Raw genomic sequence first — 268 nt, 5'->3', positions numbered from 1 at the left:
GCAGCACTTTGGTGCCGGCGTGCTGCTTTTCGAAGGCGTCGCTGACGGCCTTGAATGCGTTGGTCAGACTCGCGGCGGCCGAGACGATCAACTCATCGGCGCGTGCGTTGGCGCTCAAGGCAACGGAAAACGCGCTGGCGACAAACAGCGCTTGTTTCAGCAGGCGGCGGGGAGGCGTCATGAACGTGTGAGGCTCGGGCGTATGCCGGAGCGGTGGTTAAAACGCCTATCGTAATATAGACGAGGTTATAGCGCTGGCATGACCGAC

The 268-nt window shown here is 60.8% G+C and carries 1 pseudogene; it reads right to left on the bottom strand.

Features of this window, described 5'->3' with window-relative positions:
• Positions 1 to 181, bottom strand: a pseudogene (locus R0J92_RS23365) (hypothetical protein); the annotation flags it as partial.
• Between the last annotated feature and the right edge of the window lie 87 nt (positions 182 to 268).

This window comes from Tritonibacter sp. SIMBA_163, assembly GCF_046535935.1.
GTDB classification, from domain to species: Bacteria; Pseudomonadota; Alphaproteobacteria; order Rhodobacterales; family Rhodobacteraceae; genus Epibacterium; species Epibacterium scottomollicae.
This window is presented reverse-complemented; position numbering and strand designations above follow the sequence as displayed.